Origin of the sequence: Buchananella hordeovulneris, from assembly GCF_001907235.1 — a bacterium.
Taxonomy (GTDB): domain Bacteria; phylum Actinomycetota; class Actinomycetes; order Actinomycetales; family Actinomycetaceae; genus Buchananella; species Buchananella hordeovulneris.
The window spans coordinates 241,797-259,453 of record NZ_MQVS01000001.1; the positions used below are offsets into that span (position 1 = coordinate 241,797).

Genomic DNA, 17,657 nt, shown 5'->3' on the forward strand with positions numbered 1-17,657 from the left:
GATGGCGAAGACCGCACTGATCAACAAGGCGAACCGCAAGCCGAAGTTCGGGGTTCGGGCCTACACGCGCTGCCAGCGCTGCGGCCGCCCGCACTCGGTCTACCGCAAGTTCGGCCTGTGCCGTATCTGCCTGCGCAAGATGGCCCTTGACGGCCAGCTTCCGGGCGTCACGAAGAGCAGCTGGTAACGACTACGTCGTAGGTCCCACGGGGATAAGCCCCGGAGGAAACCACGACGAGGAAGGGCTTAAGGCCCACAATGACAATGACAGACCCCATTGCGGACATGCTCACGCGTCTGCGGAACGCCAATGCGGCGTACCACGACTCGGTCACCATGCCGCACTCCAAGCTCAAGGCAGCGATCGCTCAGATCCTGCAGACCGAGGGTTACATCGGCGGGTTCACCGTCGAGGACGCCGAGGTCGGTAAGAAGCTCACGCTCAACCTGAAGTACGGGAACCACCGGGAGCGCGCCATCTCTGGCGTCAAACGGGTTTCCAAGCCGGGTCTGCGCGTGTACGCGAAGTCCACTAACCTGCCGAAGGTGCTCGGCGGTCTCGGCGTGGCCATCCTGTCCACGTCCTCGGGGCTGCTGACTGACCGTCAGGCGGCCGACAAGGGTGTGGGTGGGGAAGTCCTCGCCTACATCTGGTAAGGGAGGCTAGGCATGTCTCGTATTGGCAAGCTGCCCGTAACCGTCCCGGCCGGCGTCGACGTGCAGATTGATGGCGCACTGGTGACGGTCAAGGGCCCGAAGGGCACCCTGACCCACACGATTCCTACCCCGATTCAGGTGGTTGTCGAGGACGGTTCGCTGGTTGTCAGCCGTCCGAACGACGAGCGCGCCTCGCGGGCGTTGCACGGCCTGACCCGCACCCTGCTGCACAACATCGTGGTGGGCGTTACCGAGGGCTACGAGAAGAAGCTGGAGATCGTCGGTACTGGTTACCGCGTGACCGCGAAGGGCACCTCGCTGGAGTTTGCCCTGGGCTTCTCCCACCCGGTGGTTGTCGAGGCGCCGGAGGGCATCAGCTTCAAGGTTGAGGGCCCGAACCGGTTCTCGGTGCTGGGTATCGATAAGCAGTTGGTGGGCGAGGTCGCGGCCAACATTCGCAAGCTGCGCAAGCCCGAGCCTTACAAGGGCAAGGGTGTGCGCTACGCCGGCGAGCAGGTCAAGCGCAAGGTCGGAAAGGCTGGTAAGTGATGGCTATCTCGGTCAAGGGCAAGGGCAAGGCCGTTGCTCGCAAGCGCCGCCACCTGCGTCTACGCAAGCGCATCGTTGGTACTCCCGAGCGTCCGCGCTTGGTGGTTACCCGCTCCAACCGTCACATGGTGGCGCAGGTTGTGGACGACTCGGTCGGCCGCACCCTGGCTTCCGCCTCCACTCTCGAAGCTGCGCTGCGCAGCGCCGAGGGCAAGAAGGTGGACAAGTCTCGGCGAGTGGGCGAATTGGTCGCCGAACGTGCCAAGGCTGCCGGTGTTGAGGCCGTGGTCTTTGACCGGGGCGGCAACAAGTACCACGGACGTGTTGCTGCGGTCGCCGACGGCGCCCGCGCGGCCGGTCTGACCCTGTGACAAGCGCGACCCACGGAAAGCAGAGGAACATCTGATGGCTGCACCGCAGCGAGGTAGGGCCGGTACCGCCGGCTCGAACGACGGGCGCGAGGGCCGCGACAACGAGCGCCGCGGCCGCCGCGACGACCGTCGCGAAAACAACCGCCGCGCTGAGCGTGGCGAACGTGACCAGTTCATTGAGCGTGTTGTCACGATCAACCGGGTTTCCAAGGTTGTGAAGGGTGGGCGTCGGTTCTCCTTCACCGCCCTGGTCGTGGTCGGTGACGGTGAAGGCACCGTCGGCGTCGGCTACGGCAAGGCCAAGGAAGTTCCGGCAGCGATTGCCAAGGGCGTGGAGGAAGCGAAGAAGAACTTCTTCCGTATCCCGCTCGTGCGCAAGACGATCCCGCACCTGGTGCAGGGCGAGGACGCGGCTGGCGTGGTGCTGCTGCGTCCGGCCTCCCCGGGTACCGGTGTTATCGCCGGTGGTCCGGTGCGCGCCGTGCTCGAATGCGCCGGTGTGCACGACATTCTCAGCAAGTCGCTGGGCTCTTCGAATGCGATCAACATCGTCCGGGCGACGGTGGCGGCGCTGAAGCAGCTTGAGCAGCCCGAAGCGGTGGCCGCCCGGCGTGGCCTGCCGTTGGAGCACGTGGCACCGGCCGCGCTGCTGCGGGCGCGCGCCGAGGGCGAAGCTGAGAAGCGGCAGGCCAAGGAAAAGGCTGAAGCTGAGGCGGCAGCCGGAGGGGTCGGTGCGTGATGGCGAAGCTCAAGATCACCCAGAAGAAGTCGAGCATCGGTGGCAAGGACTACCAGCGGCAGACGCTGCGTACCCTGGGCCTGCGCAAGATCGGTCAGAGCACCGTGCGTGAGGACAGCCCGTCCGTGCGCGGCATGATCGCCACGGTGGCCCACCTGGTCACCGTTGAGGAGGTCGACTGACGATGGCTCAGTTGGAGGACAAGGTGACGCCGGAGGAATCCCGCGGCACCGGCAAGATCCTGCGAGTACACCACCTGCGTCCGGCTCCGGGCGCCAAGACCCCGCGCACGCGCGTCGGGCGTGGTGAGGGCTCGAAGGGTAAGACGGCGGGGCGTGGTACCAAGGGCACCAAGGCTCGCTACCAGGTGCCGGCAGGATTTGAGGGTGGGCAGATGCCGCTCCACATGCGCCTGCCGAAGCTGCGCGGGTTCAAGAACCCGTTCCGCGTCGAGTACCAGGTGGTGAACCTGGACAAGATCTCCACCCTGTTCCCGCAGGGCGGCAAGATCGACGTCGAGGCCCTGGTGGAGGCCGGTGCGGTGCGTCGCGGCCACCCCGTCAAGGTGCTTGGCACCGGCGAGATCACCGTGCAGGTGGAGCTCGTGGTTGATGCTTGGTCTGCTTCCGCTAAGGAGAAGATCGAAGCAGCTGGCGGTTCTATTTCCGCCGAGTGATGAGCCGGTGGGCGGCCCGAACGGGCCGCCCACCGCCACTTAACAAATTAAAGACTTATTGTCGGGATGATATTTCCCATGTTTCGCGCATCTGCCTGGCGAAGAGGCCGGCCGGTGTGCAAGTCTTCCCGAGCAGCGAGTACGCTTAGGGAGTTATCGCCACAGGGTGCACTTAGCGGCATCCCGCGCCATTGAGGAGGAAGTTTGCTCACCGCATTCGTCCAGGCGTTCCGCACGCCGGATCTGCGACGCAAGCTGTTGTTCACGCTTGGGATCATGGCGGTGTTCCGCCTGGGTTCCTACATCCCCACCCCGGGCGTGAGTTACAAGGCCCTTGAGGCCTGCGTCGACAGCCAGAACACCGGCGGCCTGTTGGACCTGGTAAACATCTTCTCAGGTGGCGCTTTGCTGCAGCTGAGCGTTTTTGCCCTGGGCATCATGCCCTACATCACGGCCTCCATCATCATCCAGCTGTTGCGGGTGGCGGTGCCGCGCTTTGAGGACCTGCACCAGGAAGGGCAGGCCGGTCAGGCCAAGCTGACGCAGTACACCCGTTACCTCACGATCGGGTTGGCGGTGCTGCAGTCCACCACCATCATCACCTTGGCCCGCACGGGCCGTATCTTCTCCGGCTGCACCGAGCCCCTGCTGGTTAACGACTCGGTGTGGACGTTTGTGTTGATGATTTTGACCATGACTGCCGGGACCGGCTTGATCATGTGGCTCGGTGAGTTGATCACCGAGCGGGGCATCGGCAACGGCATGTCGCTGCTGATCTTCACCTCGATCGTGGCGGGCTTCCCGGCCTCCATGCTTAGCATCGGGCAATCCAACAACGGTTGGACCAAGTTCGCCGTCATGCTGGCCCTGATTCTGGCCATCACCCTGGCTGTGGTGTACGTCGAGCAGTCCACCCGGCGTATCCCGGTGCAGTACGCCAAGCGCATGGTGGGGCGCCGTCTCATGGGAGGCACCACCACCTACATCCCGATCAAGATCAACATGTCCGGTGTTATCCCGGTCATCTTCGCTTCCTCGATTCTGGCGCTGCCGGCCCTGGCCGTGCAGTTCGCAAACCCGCAGGCCGGCTGGGCGCTGTGGATCCAGCGGCACCTGGCGCAAACCTCGTGGGGCTACCTGGCCATTTACGGGCTGCTGGTCTTGTTCTTCGCCTTCTTCTACACCGCCATCACCTTCAACCCGGACGAGGTGGCCGATAACATGAAGAAATACGGCGGCTTCATTCCCGGTATTCGGGCCGGCCAGCCGACCGCCAACTTCCTGCGCTACGTCGTGTCCCGCATCACCACGGCTGGTGCCATCTACCTGCTGATCATTGCGTTGCTGCCGACCATTGCGATGAACCTGTTGAAGATCGCCCAGTTGCCGTTCGGCGGCACCACGATCCTCATCATCGTGGGGGTCGGCCTGCAGACCGTCAAGGAAATCAACTCCCAGCTCCAGCAGCGGCACTACGAAGGGTTCTTGGCATGACACGGATGGTAATGCTCGGCCCGCCCGGGGCGGGCAAGGGCACCCAGGCGGCGCGCGTGGCGGCGGAGCTGTGCATCCCCGCCATTTCGACCGGCGAAATCTTCCGCGCCAACGTGGCCCAGGGCACCGATCTCGGTAAGCGGGCGCAGCAGTACATGGAGGCGGGGGAGTACGTCCCGGACGAGGTCACCAACCTGATGGTCGACGCGCGGTTGCAGGCCCCCGACGCGGCGCACGGCTTCCTGCTGGACGGCTACCCGCGCACCAGCGACCAGGTCAACGAGCTCGATCGCATGTTGGCCTCCCGCGGGCTGGGCCTGGACATCGTCGTCGAGCTGACTGCCGACACCGACGAGGTGGTGGCGCGGTTGCTCAACCGGGCCCACGAGCAGGGGCGGGCCGACGACACCGAGCCAGTCATTCGGCGGCGCCTGGAGGTCTACGCGGAACAGACCGCGCCCCTGGCGGCGGCCTATGCTGCCCGCGGCCTGCTGGTGCAGGTTGACGGTATGGGGTCCGTCGACGAGGTAACGACGCGGCTCCTGGCAGCTATCCGGGGCGCTTTGGCCGACCCAGAGGACTGACCGTGATTCGTCGCCGCAGTAAGCTGATCGATTCTTCCGGCCTGCGGCACATGCGGCGCGCAGGGCTGGTCGTGGCTGACATCCACGACGCCCTGCGCGCCGCTGTTGCCCCCGGTCGCACCACCGGCGAACTTGATGCCGTGTCCGCCGACGTCATCGAGGCGGCAGGCGCCTACTCCAACTTCCTCGGCTATCACGGGTTTCCCGCCACGGTATGTATCTCGGTCAACGAAGAGGTCGTGCACGGCATCCCCGGGCCTCGGGTGCTGCAACGCGGCGACGTCGTGTCGTTCGACTGCGGTGCCTACGTCCTAGACGAAGCCGGGCGCCAGTGGCACGCGGACGCCTGCTTCACGACGATAGTTGGCGGCTGGCAGGCGGGCAGCGCAGCCGATCAGGACCTGGTGCGCGTCACCGACGAAGCCCGGGATGCTGCCATCGCCCGCGTGGCTCGCCAGCTCGCGGCGGGGACCGCGCGGGTGGACGACGTGGGGGAGGCCGTGGAGGAAGTCGTGGAGCGCCATTTGGCCCGCACCGGCGTGGAGTACGGCATTCCGTTGGAGTTCACCGGCCACGGGATCGGCAACGAGCTACACACCGAGCCGGATGTGTTGAACTACCGGACACGCGGTCGCGGCCCCAAACTGCACCCGGGGATGGCCATCTGCATCGAGCCGATGCTGATAGACGCGGGGGATGCCCTAAACAAGGACGCCTGCGTGGTCTTAGACGACGGGTGGACTGCCGTGTCGCGTGGGGGCGGGCGCGCCGCCCATTCCGAACACACCGTCGCCCTGCTGGAGGGCGGGGTGTGGGTGCTGACCGCCCGCGATGGCGGCGCTGCCCTGCTAGCTCCCTACGGGCTGGCCCCCGTGGAGCCGCAGTGAACTGGCGCCCCCGGCGGGCAGACGAGGCCGTCCCTCGCCGAGTGTCGCGGGCGGGCAGCGGCGCCCGGCTGGCGGCCGTGGGCCTGGCACTCGGGTGGCTAGCGGCCTGCGCCGACTCCGCGCCGACGGCCTTGCCGACCGACACCCGCGTCGTCGTCGACCAAGAGACCGCCGCCCATCTGCTGGCGCAGCTGCGCTACGACAACGATCTCTTCGGGGCCGCCGCCGACCCGGACGGCAACTTTGCCGGGCCCTTCATCGACCCCTACGACGGGGTGGTCTACCTGGGGTTGGAGGCCGACAGTCAGCTCTTGGCCTACGCGGCCGAGCGGGCCGTGGCCCAAGAAGTCGGCCCCGGCATGGGCGTGGTCTTCGTCTCCCGTTTCACGGCCGACACCTACCGCGAACTGGCCGGTGATCTGCCCGGCCTGCTGCCCGGCGAGCTGGGGGATGTGGCGTTCTGGTACGACGGCAAGAGCGACAAAATTAACCTCGACGCCACGAGCGCGCAGCTGGGGTCGGCGCTGGAAGTCCTCGACCGGGAGCGGGTGCAGGTCGGTCGGTGAGGTCGCCGCGCCCCGCGCGTGGGCAGATTCACCTCCGCCCCGCCATTTGCCCGCTTTTGCCGCCCCGCAGAATCAACTATGCTTGCACGTCGGACGTGCGCGCCCTCCGCCACCCTGTAGGAAGCAGGCAAGGCGGTTCCCGGGGCGGGCAGCGGCGTCGGGAACCGGCGTCGAGTCCAGTCGAGATGTAAGGACACTGGTTCATCCATGGCCAAGAAAGATGGCGTTATCGAGGTGGAGGGCACCGTCGTGGAAGCCCTGCCCAACGCGATGTTTCGCGTGGAAATGAGCAATGGACACGTCGTCCTAGCGCACATCTCGGGCAAGATGCGTCAGCACTACATCCGGATCCTGCCTGAGGACCGGGTGGTGGTAGAGCTGAGCCCGTACGACTTGTCGCGCGGACGCATCGTCTACCGCTACAAGTAGCAACTAGCGCCGCTGTCGCGGCGGCGAGAGGACACACCATGAAGGTCAAGCCGAGCGTCAAGAAGATCTGCGATAAGTGCAAGGTCATTCGTCGCCACGGGCGCGTGATGGTGATTTGCGATAACGCACGTCACAAGCAGCGCCAGGGCTAAGACGCCAGTAACCCCCGCCACCACTCGGTGGCAACAGCGTCCCCCAACCCACTATGGGACCCCCAGTTTCGGAGGCTGGGGCCGACCGCGAAAATAGGTCGGAGGGCGGGCGACGGCCTCCGTTGTACCACAGGAGAAAACGTGGCACGTCTTGTTGGCGTCGACCTCCCCCGCGATAAGCGGCTTGAGGTTGCGCTCACCTACATCTACGGCGTTGGTCGGCACCACGCCAAGGAAGCTTTGGCCGCCACCGGCATCTCGCCGGACCTGCGCGTCAAGGACATGACCGACGAAGACCTGGTCGCCCTGCGTGACTTCATCGAGGCGAACTACAAGGTGGAAGGTGACCTGCGGCGCGAGGTGGCCGCGGACATCCGCCGCAAGGTTGAGATCGGCTGCTACCAGGGCCTGCGCCACCGGCGCGGCCTGCCGGTGCACGGTCAGCGCACCAAGACCAACGCGCGCACCCGCAAGGGCCCCAAGCGCACGGTGGCCGGTAAGAAGAAGAAGTAGTAGGCGAGCTTGCTCGCTCCGATGATCTCAGACCAGGAGTTTTAATGCCCCCCAAGTCCCGCACTGCGGCGGCGCGTAAGCCGCGCCGGAAAGACCGGAAGAACGTTTCTCACGGTCACGCCTACATTAAGTCCACCTTCAACAACACCATCGTGTCGATCACCGACCCGACCGGTGCCGTGATCGCCTGGGCCTCTTCCGGCCAGGTTGGTTTCAAGGGTTCGCGTAAGTCCACCCCGTTCGCTGCCCAGCTGGCTGCCGAGGCCGCGGCCCGCCGCGCGCAGGAGCACGGGATGAAGAAGGTCGACGTGTTCGTCAAGGGCCCCGGCTCGGGCCGCGAGACCGCCATCCGGTCGCTGCAGGCCACCGGCCTGGAGGTGGGGTCCATCAAGGACGTCACCCCGCAGGCGCACAACGGCTGCCGCCCCCCGAAGCGTCGCCGCGTTTGATGGGCCCGGCGGGGTCTCGCCCCGCCCCTACCGCGCTTCTGCGCGGGCAATCTACGTCATATAGCGGACGGAAAGATTCGAAAGGAACAAAGTGCTTATCTCTCAGCGTCCTACCCTGACCGAGGAGGTTGTCTCCGAAAGACGCTCCCGGTTCGTCATCGAACCGCTCGAGCCCGGCTTCGGCTACACCCTCGGCAACTCGCTGCGTCGCACCCTGTTGAGCTCCATCCCGGGCGCGGCCGTCACGTCCATCCGGATCGACGGCGTGCCCCACGAGTTCCGCACCATCGCCGGGGTGAAGGAAGATGTCACCGAGATCATCCTGAACATCAAGGACATCGTGCTCTCCTCGGAGCACGATGAGCCCGTGGTGATGTACCTGCGCAAGGCCGGGCCGGGCGTCGTGCTCGCCGGTGACATCACGCCGCCCGCGGGCGTCGAGGTGCACAACCCGGACCTGCGCATCGCGACCCTGAACGAAAAGGGCAAGCTGGAAGTCGAGCTGACCGTGGAGCGAGGCCGCGGCTACGTGTCGGCGGCGCAGAACAAGAGCGCCGACACCGAGCTGCAGCGCATCCCGATCGACTCGATCTACAGCCCCGTCCTCAAGGTCACCTACAAGGTTGAGGCCACCCGTGTGGAGCAGCGCACGGACTTTGACCGGCTGGTGATCGACCTCGAGACTAAGGACTCCATTGCCCCGCGCGACGCGATCGCGTCGGCTGGCAAGACCCTGGTTGAGCTCTTCGGCCTGGCCCGGGAACTGAACCTGGAGGCCGAGGGGATCGACATCGGCCCGTCGCCGACGGACGCCGCGCTTGCCGCAGACCTGGCGCTGCCGATTGAGGACCTGAACCTCATCGCCCGCTCCTACAACTGCTTGAAGCGCGAAGGCATCCACACGGTGGGTGAGCTGGTGGCCCGCTCTGAGGCGGACCTCCTGGACATCCGCAACTTCGGTGCCAAGTCGATCGACGAGATCAAGAAGACCTTGGCTGGCCTGGGCCTGGCCCTGAAGGACAGCCACCTGGAGACGCCGGTGAACGAGGACCCATTTGCGGGCAACCTGCAGTTCTCCGACGAGTACAACAACTGACCGGCGCAGACCCGGAAACTAGGAGACATCATGCCCAAGCCCACTAAGGGTCCGCGCCTGGGTGGTTCCCCGGCGCACGAGCGTCACATGCTCGCCAACCTCGCCAAGTCGCTCTTCGAGCACGGCCAGATCAAGACCACGGTGGTGCGCGCCAAGCGCGTCCAGCCGTTCGCTGAGCGCCTGATCGCCAAGGCCCGGCGCGGTGACCTGCACGCCCGCCGCACCGTCTTGAAGGTCATCACCGACCGCGGTATCGTCGCCAAGCTGTTCGAGGAGATCGCCCCGGCGATCGACCCGAACCGCAAGGGTGGCTACACCCGGGTGGTCAAGCTCGACCAGCGGCGTGGCGACTCCGCGCAGATGGCCGTCATCTCGCTGGTGACCGAGAAGGTTGCCAAGCGGGAGGTCGTGCGGGAGGCCGAGGCCACCGTGGCCGCCGCGGCGAAGAAGACCGCGCAGGCTGAGGCGGCCGACGCCGCGGAGGCGCCGGCACAGGCAGAGGAGCAGTCCGCCGAGTAAGGCAGACGCATGCTTGGTGGGGGGCAGGCCCGGTGACGGGCCTGCCCCCCACTGGCGTGGACGGCCGGGCGCGGTTGCGCCAACTAGGTCGTTGCGGGACCTGGGGCCTAGGGGCGGGGTTGCGTGGCCCACAAGCGCGGTCGGCCGGGAGGACACGGCCGGGCGAGCTCTCCGCCTGCGGTGGGAAAGTCGATCCACCCGCGGGTGGTTGGCCCAGCCAGCCCGGCCTGGGATGCTGGGCGCGTCGGAGCGTGTGGGCCGACGCTAACTCAGAAAGGAGGCACAACTGGTGCGCAGCAGTAAAGCGATTGCGGCAGTCGTGACGGGAATAGGGCTGGTGCTGGCCGGCTGCGGGCAGAGCGAGGCCGACGGGCAATCCGGCGCAGGGGCGGACTCGTCGGCCGCCGCGCAGCCAGACGGCGACGGCGGCAGCGAGGGCAGTGGCGCGGCGCTGGGGAAGTTCCACGCCGAGTGCGCCGGGAAATGGAGCTCCGAGTTCGTTGACGTGCCCGCCGCGCAGTGGCAAGAGCTCATGCAGCAGTTCCCAACCGAACAGGTGCGGCACACCGTGTGCGACGTGGCCGATGAGGCCATTGGCATTTCCGTCAGCGTGATCGCCGCCGATTCCCCGCTCGCCGCCAAGGCCCAGGAAGTGGCGGCGGGGCCGAGACCAACGGCCGACTCCCCTGAGGGCGGCGAGTGGAACGAGCGGGTGGTGCTGACCAGGATGTCCGCTGATCAGCTGCAAAAGCGCCAGCAGGAAGTCGCCGAGTTCGTGGCACAGGCAGGCGGCAGTGGCTACACCCGCTACGCCCCCCAGCGCGACGCCCTGGAGTTCTTCGGGCCGACCCCGGTGGCCAAACAGGTATCCGAGAAGTTCTCCGCCGCGGAGGTCTTCGTCAACCTTGCTGCCCTCAGCGATTTCGAAAAGCACTTCGCGGTGGGTGCCCAAGCCAAGGGCGACTATGTGCCGTTCCACGTGTGGCTGGACGGGGCGGTCAACGCCATCGGGCACCAGTCGAAGCTGGATTCCGTGCAGAAGATGGGCGGCAACATCTGTCTGACCTGGCAGCAGGAGGGACAGGAGCAACTCATCTTCCTTGCCCCCGACTTCCTGTTCTTCGGGGAGAAGACCATCGCCGAGGGGTTGCCCGAGCCCGGTGTCGAGTTTGGGCACGGCCCGTGGCTGGAGCTGGGGCCGGCGGCGTGCGGCGGCAAGGTGTGGCCGCAGGCGGTGGCCTTGGCCGGTTAGCGCGGGCGCGCCCCGGCGAGGGGCGGCCGCCGGGGCGTTGCAGGCCACGGCCGGCGGGCATCCAGGTGGCCCGCGGCGCCGGGCCGCGCGGCCACCCCACAAACAGCAGGGGGCTGGATACGCAACGTATCCAGCCCCCTGCGGCACAGCCACCTACATGTTCGGCGGTGGGGTGGCCGGGCCGAACCGGGTGTCGGGGAACAACCGATCCAGTTCCTCAAACAGCTGGATGGCGGTGCCGATCCCGCAGGACAGGTACTGCCCGAGCTGCTTGTCGCTCACGCCCTTCTCCAGGTCGACGCTGACCTCGGTGGAGACGAACAGGGTGCCGTTGTCGTCAACCACCACGTACGCCTTGGGCCAGATCTTCTCGATCGACCACTGGTTGATGGCCTCCAGAATCTTGTAGCGGGCCGAGGCCGGGGCCGTGATCGCCCAGCGCCCGCGCACCGTCAGCACCTCGGCGTCGGCGCCGTTGGCCATGAGCAGGAACCGGTGGTTGCCGAAGCTGGTGATGACGTCGCCGTCGTCGTCGGTGCTGAAGTTGTAGTCCTTGGACCGCATCCAGTCCGCCATCCGCTCGCGGGTGAACGGGCGCACGGTGTCAACGTTGGGGGCGGCCTCGTTGTTGTCCCAGAATCCCATCGGTGGTCTCCTTACAGGTCGATGCTCGGGGTGCCGAGCGAGTTGCCGTCTTCTGGGAAGCGCTCGTCGAGCGCGTCGAACATGCCCAAGCAGGTCGAGATGCCGCAGTCGAGGTACTGCGCGAGCTGCTCGTCGGTGGCACCGTCCTCCAGATCCACGCTGAACTCGCCGAAGACGGCCAGGGTGCCGTCGTCGTCCTGGCGAATGTAGCCCTTGGGCCAGATGCGCTCCACCGCCCAATCGTTGATGGCGTCCAGCAGGGCGTAGCGCTGGTCGGCGGGCAGGGACCGGGACCAGCGACCGCGCACCGTCAGGACCTCGTCCTCGGCGCCGTTGGCCAGCAGGTAGAAGCCGTGCCCCCTAAAGCCGGTCATGACGTCGCCGTCGGGGTCCAGATCGTAGCTGTACTCTTCGCGCTGCATGTACTGGGCCATGCGTTCGCGCGTATAGGGCGTGGGCACCTGCCCACCCTGCTCAGCGGGCGGGGGTGTTGGCTCGGAGCGGTTCCAAAAACCCATGGTGGTCCTTTCTGTCAATCACCTGAGGTTACTCGGCCCCTAGGGGCACTTGAGGCGGATTGGCTGAGGGAAAAAATAGTGGGCGCCCCCACTGGCGTGTGCTAATGGACACGTCGGGTTAGCGGCCGCAGAAAATCGGGGGAAACGGTGCCCGGTCGCGCCCCGGTCCCACTTTGGCGCGCGGGGGCGTTGGTAGACTGCCCAGGCGTTGACCTTTAAGGGAGGAACGCACGATGCAGGTTGGCTTCGATAGCGCGAAGTACATCGAAATGCAGTCCCGGCACATTGCCGAGCGCCGCGCCCAGTTCGGCGGCAAGCTTTACCTCGAGTTCGGCGGCAAACTCGTCGATGACATGCACGCAGCCCGGGTTTTGCCGGGCTTTACTCCTGATAACAAGATCGTCATGCTCGCCTCCCTGCGCGAGGAGGTCGAGATCGTGGTGGCGGTCAGCGCGCGGGACTTCGCCCGCAACAAGGTGCGCGCTGACTTGGGCATTCCCTACGAGGACGACGTCCTGCGGCACGTCGACGCTTTCCGGGACTACGGCCTGTACGTCGGCAGCGTCGTTATCACCCAGATGACGCCCGACAACCACCAGGCCGCGGCCTTCAAGAGCAAGCTGGAGCGCCTGGGGCTGCGAGTCTACGAGCACTATCCGATCGTCGGCTACCCGCACGACGTAGCCCGCATCGTCTCGCCGACCGGCTACGGTCGCAACGAATACATCGAAACTAGCCGCGACCTGGTGGTTGTCACCGCGCCCGGGCCGGGCTCCGGCAAGATGGCTACCTGCCTGTCGCAGCTCTACCACGACCACCAGCGGGGGATCGCTTCGGGCTACGCGAAGTTCGAGACGTTCCCGATCTGGAACCTGGCGCTGGATCACCCGGTCAATCAGGCCTACGAGGCCGCCACGGCGGACCTAGACGACGTCAACGTCATCGACCCGTTCCACCTGGCGGCCTACGGGGAGCAAACGGTCAACTACAACCGGGATGTGGAAATCTTCCCGGTGTTGACCCGGCTGTTTGAGCAGATCCTGGGCGCGAGCCCCTACCAGTCGCCCACGGACATGGGGGTCAACATGGCGGGGCACTGCATCAGCGACGATGCGGTGTGCCGGGCGGCCTCCCGGCAGGAAGTGATCCGCCGCTACTACAAGGCGCTGGCCTGCGAACGGCGTGACGAGGCCGAGCCGGTCCAGTCAGAGCGCATCGCCGTGCTGATGGGGTCGATGGGCATCAGCACCGCGGACCGGCCGGTGGTGGCCCCCGCCCTGCAATTGGCGGAGCAGACGCAGGCCCCGACCGCCGCGATGGAGCTGCCAGATGGGCAGATCGTCACGGGCAAGACCTCGGCGCTGCTGGGGGCGTGCTCGGCAATGCTGCTCAATGCGTTGAAGGTCGTGGCGGGCTTGGATCCGGAGGTGCGGCTCCTGGCCCCGGAGTCGATCGAGCCGATCCAAACCCTGAAGACCACGCACCTGGGCAGCCGCAACCCGCGCCTGCACACCGACGAGGTGCTGATCGCCTTGGCGGTCTCGGCCACCCACGACCCGGCCGCCCGCCAGGCGCTGGACTGCCTGGGCAAGCTGCGGGGGTGCGATGTGCACACGTCGGTGATCCTCGGTCCCGTCGACGAGGGCATCTTCCGCAGCCTGGCGATCCAGGTGACCTCCGAGCCCGTCTACCAGACCAAGTCGCTCTACAAGAAGCACTAGGGGTGGGGCGGTTAGTCTGGCGCCATGAGTGATGTGCGGGTGCGCCTGGATCTGGCCTACGACGGAACCAATTTCGCCGGGTGGGCGGCCCAGCCCGGTTTGCGCACTGTCGAGGGGGTGCTGAGCGCCGCCCTGCACACGATTACGCGTTTGCCGGTGCGGCTGACGGTAGCGGGGCGCACCGACGCCGGGGTGCATGCCGCCCACCAGGTGGCCCATTTTGATCTGCCGAGCGCGGTGTGGCAGGCCCTGCCGGGCCGCTCGCCCCGTTCCTCCGGGCAGGCGCTGGTGGAGCGCCTGACGGGGGTACTGGGGCGGGAGGCGGGCCCGGTGCGGGGCGCTAGCGACGTCGTCGTGCTGGGAGCGCAGGAGGTGAGCGCGGACTTCGATGCCCGCTTCGGGGCCCTGGCGCGCCACTACCGGTACCGGGTGGCCGACGGTCTTGCCCCCCGCGACCCGCTGCGCCGCACCCACGTGCTGTGGCAGCGCGGCGAGTTGGATGTGGCAGCCATGCAGCAGGCCGTCGGCGTGCTAGTGGGCGAGCATGACTTCCTGTCCTTCTGCAAGCCTCGCCCGGGGGCGAGTACGGTGCGCACGCTGCAGTATCTGCAGTGGGAACGCGGCACCGTGGGCAGCGATGCGGGGCTGGTGGTGTTGACGGTCGGGGCCGATGCCTTCTGCCATTCCATGGTGCGCTCCCTGGTGGGGGCGAGTTTGGCTGTTGGTTTGGCGAGCCGGGACGCGGCCTGGTTGGCCTCTCTCGTGGCTCGCCCGTGCCGCACGCAGGCCGCGCCGGTGGCTCCACCCCACGGCTTGGTGCTGGAGCGGGTCGACTATCCGCCCACCGCCCACCTGGCGGCGCAGGCCGCGCGCGCCAAGGTGGTGCGCCGCCTGCCGACACGCCCGTAGTGGCCATTGATGTGGGCAACGTGACAGTGCCGACGTTTGCCGGTCCTTTGACCGGCGGCCCTGCACCTGGGTAGTCTTGCCCCTGTTGTCCGCTCCCTTACCGGCGCCTCCCACTCGCCGAAGCCCCCGGAGCGGCCCAATGCAATGTCCACGGCGGACACGCCCTGCACGCACGCGTAGAGCTGGCCGCCGCCCGAACGAAACGAAGGCAACGCCCGTGCGCACCTTTACCCCGAAGCCCGGCGACATCGACAAGAAGTGGTACGTCATCGACGCCACCGATGTTGTCCTCGGCCGACTGGCGGCCCAGGCCGCGACCCTGCTCCGTGGGAAGCACAAGCCGATCTTTGCTCCGCACGTTGACACCGGTGACTTCGTCATCATCATCAACGCCGACAAGGTCGTTCTCACCCGTGGCAAGGCGGACAAGAAGTTCGCTTACCGCCACAGCCACTACCCCGGTGGTCTGACCGCCGTTTCGTACCGCGAGCTGCTTGCCACGCGCCCCGAGCGCGCCGTGGAGAAGGCTATTCGCGGCATGCTCCCGCACAACCGCCTCGGCCGTGAGCAGCTGAAGAAGCTCAAGGTCTACTCGGGCAGCGAGCACCCGCACGCCGCCCAGAAGCCCGAGGTGTTCACCATCGACCAGGTCGCTCAGTAAGCGGCTCCGTCCAGGATTTGAGGAATAACGTGGCAGAAGAGACCACTGAATTCGACGAGTTCGACGCGCCGTCGAGCTACACCACCGAAACCGAAGCCCCCGCTGCGGGCCTCGGCCAGTCCATCACCGCCCCCGGCGCGGCCCTCGGCCGCCGCAAGGAGGCTGTGGCCCGCGTCCGCCTGGTGCCCGGCACCGGGGAATGGAAGCTCAACGGCCGCACCCTGGAGGACTACTTCCCGAACAAGCTGCACCAGCAGTTGGTGCGCTCGCCGTTCGCCCTGCTGGACATCGAGGGGCGGTTTGACGTGATCGCCCGCATCCACGGCGGCGGCATCTCCGGGCAGGCTGGCGCGTTGCGTCTGGGCATTGCCCGCGCCTTGAACGAGATCGACATGGAGGCTAACCGCCCGGCGCTGAAGAAGGCTGGCTTCCTGACCCGCGACGCGCGGGCGATCGAGCGCAAGAAGGCTGGTTTGAAGAAGGCCCGCAAGGCCCCCCAGTACTCCAAGCGTTAAGCGCTGGTCGCTGCTGCTGGTGCCCGCCGGAGGTTTCCTCCGGCGGGCACCAGCGTGTTGGGGGGTGCTGCCGGGCGGGTGCCCGCCCTAATTGGCTACCGGGGGCGGTCATCCGGTGTATATGGCGCCTGTGGCGCGCTGGGAGTCAACTAGGGCGGTTGCTGGCAGCCGCGCCGGAGTAAGCGAGGGCGGTGCGTGACGGCTTCCCGGCCCTCGCTGCGCCGAAGTGAGCGGTGGGGGAGGGTTTGTCGCGTTGGCGCGCAGCCGGGAAAACTCGCTGGTTGCCCGGTCGGCAGGTAGGGCCCTGGGTGTGCCAACATGGCTGCGGCAACGAAAGGGAAACACGATGGCAAGACTCTTTGGCACCGACGGGGTGCGCGGGCTGGCAAACGCCGAGATCACGCCAGAATTGGCGCTCTCGCTCGGGCTGGCGGCCGCCCGCTGGCTAGGCGACAATCCTCCCGCCCGGGGCGGCAAGCCACGGGCCGTTATCGGGCGCGACACCCGCATTTCAGGTGAGTTCCTGTCGGCCGCCATCGCGGCCGGGCTGGCCTCCGGCGGGGTCGACGTCACCCGGGTGGGCATCGTGCCCACCCCCGCTGTCGCGCACTTCACGGCCACCTCCGATGTTGACCTTGGGGTCATGATCTCGGCCTCCCACAATCCGATGCAGGACAACGGCATCAAGTTCTTCGCCCGCGGCGGCTACAAGCTTGATGACGCGGTGGAGGACCAGATCGAAGCCCTGCTGACGCAAAGTTGGCAGCGTCCCACCGGCGGGGGCGTCGGGGACATCCACCGGGACACCGAGCGCGCCGACCACAACTATGTCTCCCACCTGGTGGGGGCCGTGGGGCCGCAGCGCCTAAAGGGGCTGCGGATCGCGGTGGACTGCGCCAACGGTGCCGCCTCCAATGTGGCCCCGATGGCGCTGCGCGAAGCCGGGGCCGATGTTGTGGTCATGAACGCCTCCCCGGACGGGGAAAACATCAACAAGGCCTGCGGCTCGACCCACCCGGAGCAGCTGCAGGCCGTCACGGTGGCCTCCGGGGCAGACTTCGGGGTGGCCTACGACGGCGACGCTGACCGCTGCCTGGCCGTCGACGCCCAGGGCACGCTCGTGGACGGCGACCAGATCATGGGGCTGTTGGCCCTGGCCCTGAAAGACGAAGGACGCCTGGCGCACGACACCCTGGTCACCACCGTCATGTCGAATCTTGGGCTGCAGCTGGCCATGCGAGAGGCGGGAATAACCACCGTGCAGACCGCCGTCGGGGACCGCTACGTGCTGGAGGAGATGCTGCGGGGCGGCTACAGCCTGGGCGGGGAACAATCGGGGCACATCATCGCCTCCCAATTCGCCACCACCGGCGACGGGGTGCTGACCTCCCTGCTGCTCGCGGCCCGGGTGCAGGACACCGGCTCCTCGCTGCAAGACCTGGCCAGCATCGTGCGGCGCCTGCCGCAGACCCTCATCAACGTCCCGAACGTGGACAAGGCGCGGGCGGGGGACAACGAGGTGCTGGCCGAGGCCATCGAGCGAGCGGAGGCTTTCCTCGGCGACTCCGGCCGGGTACTGCTGCGCCCCTCCGGCACCGAGCCCCTGGTGCGCGTGATGGTGGAGGCCCGCACGCAGGAGGAAGCCGACGCCGTGGCCCAGCGCCTCGCCAGCGTCGTCCGTGAACAACTCGCCCTCTAGACCCTCCTGGCGCGTGGGGGCTCTCCTGCTAGCGGAGGGCCCCCACGGGTATCTGC

At 67.0% G+C, this 17,657-nt stretch carries 25 protein-coding genes; 23 read left to right on the top strand and 2 right to left on the bottom strand.

Translation table 11 applies throughout. The features are described 5' to 3' along the window. The first annotated feature begins 1 nt into the window (after nt 1). From BSZ40_RS01115 to BSZ40_RS01200, 18 genes are all read left to right on the top strand, one after another. Nucleotides 2-187: a type Z 30S ribosomal protein S14 gene (locus tag BSZ40_RS01115; protein WP_073822455.1), complete on the top strand. Its 186-nt coding sequence runs from the start codon at nt 2-4 to the stop codon at nt 185-187. Between the two features lie 71 nt (nt 188-258). Beyond that, on the top strand, nt 259-657 hold the full coding sequence (gene rpsH, locus BSZ40_RS01120; protein ID WP_073822456.1) for a 30S ribosomal protein S8: 399 nt from the start codon (nt 259-261) through the stop codon (nt 655-657). Nucleotides 658-669: 12 nt separating this feature from the next. Beyond that, entirely contained in the window at nt 670-1,206 is a 537-nt protein-coding gene (gene rplF, locus BSZ40_RS01125; RefSeq protein WP_073822458.1) for a 50S ribosomal protein L6, read from the top strand. Beyond that, nucleotides 1,206-1,577 carry a 50S ribosomal protein L18 gene (gene rplR / locus BSZ40_RS01130; RefSeq protein WP_073822459.1) on the top strand — a complete coding sequence of 124 codons (372 nt, stop codon included), beginning with the start codon at nt 1,206-1,208 and terminating at the stop codon, nt 1,575-1,577. Before rplF ends, rplR begins: the two co-directional genes overlap by 1 nt. A gap of 34 nt (nt 1,578-1,611) precedes the next feature. Further along, complete coding sequence (gene rpsE, locus BSZ40_RS01135; RefSeq protein WP_073822461.1) at nt 1,612-2,316, top strand: 30S ribosomal protein S5; 705 nt, start codon at nt 1,612-1,614, stop codon at nt 2,314-2,316. Then, the gene (gene rpmD, locus BSZ40_RS01140; protein WP_073822462.1) at nt 2,316-2,498 is read left to right on the top strand and encodes a 50S ribosomal protein L30; all 183 of its coding nucleotides are present in this window, start codon (nt 2,316-2,318) and stop codon (nt 2,496-2,498) included. Before rpsE ends, rpmD begins: the two co-directional genes overlap by 1 nt. Nucleotides 2,499-2,500: 2 nt before the next feature. After that, nucleotides 2,501-2,992, top strand: a complete 492-nt coding sequence (gene rplO / locus BSZ40_RS01145; RefSeq protein ID WP_073822464.1) for a 50S ribosomal protein L15 — start codon at nt 2,501-2,503, stop codon at nt 2,990-2,992. 204 nt (nt 2,993-3,196) lie between these two features. Then, nucleotides 3,197-4,486, top strand: a complete 1,290-nt coding sequence (secY, locus tag BSZ40_RS01150) for a preprotein translocase subunit SecY (RefSeq protein ID WP_073822465.1) — start codon at nt 3,197-3,199, stop codon at nt 4,484-4,486. Further along, a complete protein-coding gene (locus tag BSZ40_RS01155) occupies nt 4,483-5,070 on the top strand; it encodes an adenylate kinase (RefSeq protein WP_425425630.1) in 588 nt (195 codons plus the stop codon). The genes secY and BSZ40_RS01155 overlap by 4 nt, the downstream gene beginning before the upstream one ends. Further along, nucleotides 5,067-5,957, top strand: a complete 891-nt coding sequence (gene map, locus BSZ40_RS01160) for a type I methionyl aminopeptidase (protein ID WP_073822468.1) — start codon at nt 5,067-5,069, stop codon at nt 5,955-5,957. The genes BSZ40_RS01155 and map overlap by 4 nt, the downstream gene beginning before the upstream one ends. Next, nucleotides 5,954-6,523, top strand: coding sequence for a hypothetical protein (locus BSZ40_RS01165; protein WP_073822470.1), 570 nt, complete (start codon nt 5,954-5,956; stop codon nt 6,521-6,523). The genes map and BSZ40_RS01165 overlap by 4 nt, the downstream gene beginning before the upstream one ends. A gap of 207 nt (nt 6,524-6,730) precedes the next feature. Next, nucleotides 6,731-6,952, top strand: coding sequence for a translation initiation factor IF-1 (gene infA, locus BSZ40_RS01170; RefSeq protein ID WP_073822472.1), 222 nt, complete (start codon nt 6,731-6,733; stop codon nt 6,950-6,952). Between the two features lie 38 nt (nt 6,953-6,990). After that, nucleotides 6,991-7,104 (top strand): 50S ribosomal protein L36, encoded by a 114-nt coding sequence (gene rpmJ / locus BSZ40_RS01175; protein ID WP_073822473.1) that lies wholly within the window; start codon nt 6,991-6,993, stop codon nt 7,102-7,104. 141 nt (nt 7,105-7,245) lie between these two features. Then, nucleotides 7,246-7,617, top strand: coding sequence for a 30S ribosomal protein S13 (gene rpsM / locus BSZ40_RS01180; RefSeq protein WP_073822475.1), 372 nt, complete (start codon nt 7,246-7,248; stop codon nt 7,615-7,617). A gap of 44 nt (nt 7,618-7,661) precedes the next feature. Further along, nucleotides 7,662-8,066, top strand: a complete 405-nt coding sequence (gene rpsK / locus BSZ40_RS01185) for a 30S ribosomal protein S11 (protein WP_073822476.1) — start codon at nt 7,662-7,664, stop codon at nt 8,064-8,066. Between the two features lie 91 nt (nt 8,067-8,157). Further along, on the top strand, nt 8,158-9,162 hold the full coding sequence (locus BSZ40_RS01190) for a DNA-directed RNA polymerase subunit alpha (RefSeq protein WP_073822478.1): 1,005 nt from the start codon (nt 8,158-8,160) through the stop codon (nt 9,160-9,162). Nucleotides 9,163-9,192: 30 nt separating this feature from the next. Further along, a complete protein-coding gene (gene rplQ, locus BSZ40_RS01195) occupies nt 9,193-9,681 on the top strand; it encodes a 50S ribosomal protein L17 (RefSeq protein ID WP_073822479.1) in 489 nt (162 codons plus the stop codon). Between the two features lie 289 nt (nt 9,682-9,970). Next, complete coding sequence (locus BSZ40_RS01200; protein WP_073822481.1) at nt 9,971-10,933, top strand: hypothetical protein; 963 nt, start codon at nt 9,971-9,973, stop codon at nt 10,931-10,933. Between the two features lie 153 nt (nt 10,934-11,086). On the opposite strand, the gene BSZ40_RS01205 is transcribed toward BSZ40_RS01200, so the two are convergent. Both BSZ40_RS01205 and BSZ40_RS01210 read right to left on the bottom strand, forming a co-directional pair. Next, nucleotides 11,087-11,578: a type III secretion system chaperone family protein gene (locus BSZ40_RS01205; RefSeq protein ID WP_073822483.1), complete on the bottom strand. Its 492-nt coding sequence runs from the start codon at nt 11,576-11,578 to the stop codon at nt 11,087-11,089. An 11-nt stretch (nt 11,579-11,589) separates the two neighbouring features. Then, a complete protein-coding gene (locus BSZ40_RS01210) occupies nt 11,590-12,096 on the bottom strand; it encodes a type III secretion system chaperone family protein (RefSeq protein WP_073822484.1) in 507 nt (168 codons plus the stop codon). A 233-nt stretch (nt 12,097-12,329) separates the two neighbouring features. On the opposite strand from BSZ40_RS01210, the gene BSZ40_RS01215 reads away from it, so the two are divergent. The 5 genes from BSZ40_RS01215 to glmM all read left to right on the top strand — a co-directional run bounded on the left by BSZ40_RS01215 (nt 12,330) and on the right by glmM (nt 17,601). Then, nucleotides 12,330-13,817, top strand: coding sequence for a DUF1846 domain-containing protein (locus BSZ40_RS01215; protein WP_073822486.1), 1,488 nt, complete (start codon nt 12,330-12,332; stop codon nt 13,815-13,817). A 24-nt stretch (nt 13,818-13,841) separates the two neighbouring features. Then, a complete protein-coding gene (truA, locus tag BSZ40_RS01220; protein WP_073822487.1) occupies nt 13,842-14,726 on the top strand; it encodes a tRNA pseudouridine(38-40) synthase TruA in 885 nt (294 codons plus the stop codon). Nucleotides 14,727-14,943: 217 nt separating this feature from the next. Beyond that, the gene (rplM, locus tag BSZ40_RS01225; RefSeq protein ID WP_073822489.1) at nt 14,944-15,387 is read left to right on the top strand and encodes a 50S ribosomal protein L13; all 444 of its coding nucleotides are present in this window, start codon (nt 14,944-14,946) and stop codon (nt 15,385-15,387) included. Between the two features lie 29 nt (nt 15,388-15,416). Beyond that, nucleotides 15,417-15,902, top strand: a complete 486-nt coding sequence (gene rpsI / locus BSZ40_RS01230) for a 30S ribosomal protein S9 (RefSeq protein ID WP_073822490.1) — start codon at nt 15,417-15,419, stop codon at nt 15,900-15,902. Nucleotides 15,903-16,248: 346 nt separating this feature from the next. Next, the gene (glmM, locus tag BSZ40_RS01235) at nt 16,249-17,601 is read left to right on the top strand and encodes a phosphoglucosamine mutase (RefSeq protein WP_073822491.1); all 1,353 of its coding nucleotides are present in this window, start codon (nt 16,249-16,251) and stop codon (nt 17,599-17,601) included. The last annotated feature ends 56 nt before the right edge of the window (nt 17,602-17,657 follow it).

Coding starts and splice junctions, on each gene's coding strand:
- BSZ40_RS01115 (WP_073822455.1), top strand. CDS start 2: ATGGCGAAGACCGCACTGATCAACAAGGCGAACCGCAAGCCGAAGTTC.
- rpsH (WP_073822456.1), top strand. CDS start 259: ATGACAATGACAGACCCCATTGCGGACATGCTCACGCGTCTGCGGAAC.
- rplF (WP_073822458.1), top strand. CDS start 670: ATGTCTCGTATTGGCAAGCTGCCCGTAACCGTCCCGGCCGGCGTCGAC.
- rplR (WP_073822459.1), top strand. CDS start 1,206: ATGGCTATCTCGGTCAAGGGCAAGGGCAAGGCCGTTGCTCGCAAGCGC.
- rpsE (WP_073822461.1), top strand. CDS start 1,612: ATGGCTGCACCGCAGCGAGGTAGGGCCGGTACCGCCGGCTCGAACGAC.
- rpmD (WP_073822462.1), top strand. CDS start 2,316: ATGGCGAAGCTCAAGATCACCCAGAAGAAGTCGAGCATCGGTGGCAAG.
- rplO (WP_073822464.1), top strand. CDS start 2,501: ATGGCTCAGTTGGAGGACAAGGTGACGCCGGAGGAATCCCGCGGCACC.
- BSZ40_RS01155 (WP_425425630.1), top strand. CDS start 4,483: ATGACACGGATGGTAATGCTCGGCCCGCCCGGGGCGGGCAAGGGCACC.
- infA (WP_073822472.1), top strand. CDS start 6,731: ATGGCCAAGAAAGATGGCGTTATCGAGGTGGAGGGCACCGTCGTGGAA.
- rpmJ (WP_073822473.1), top strand. CDS start 6,991: ATGAAGGTCAAGCCGAGCGTCAAGAAGATCTGCGATAAGTGCAAGGTC.
- rpsK (WP_073822476.1), top strand. CDS start 7,662: ATGCCCCCCAAGTCCCGCACTGCGGCGGCGCGTAAGCCGCGCCGGAAA.
- rplQ (WP_073822479.1), top strand. CDS start 9,193: ATGCCCAAGCCCACTAAGGGTCCGCGCCTGGGTGGTTCCCCGGCGCAC.
- BSZ40_RS01205 (WP_073822483.1), bottom strand. CDS start 11,578: ATGGGATTCTGGGACAACAACGAGGCCGCCCCCAACGTTGACACCGTG.
- BSZ40_RS01210 (WP_073822484.1), bottom strand. CDS start 12,096: ATGGGTTTTTGGAACCGCTCCGAGCCAACACCCCCGCCCGCTGAGCAG.
- BSZ40_RS01215 (WP_073822486.1), top strand. CDS start 12,330: ATGCAGGTTGGCTTCGATAGCGCGAAGTACATCGAAATGCAGTCCCGG.
- truA (WP_073822487.1), top strand. CDS start 13,842: ATGAGTGATGTGCGGGTGCGCCTGGATCTGGCCTACGACGGAACCAAT.
- glmM (WP_073822491.1), top strand. CDS start 16,249: ATGGCAAGACTCTTTGGCACCGACGGGGTGCGCGGGCTGGCAAACGCC.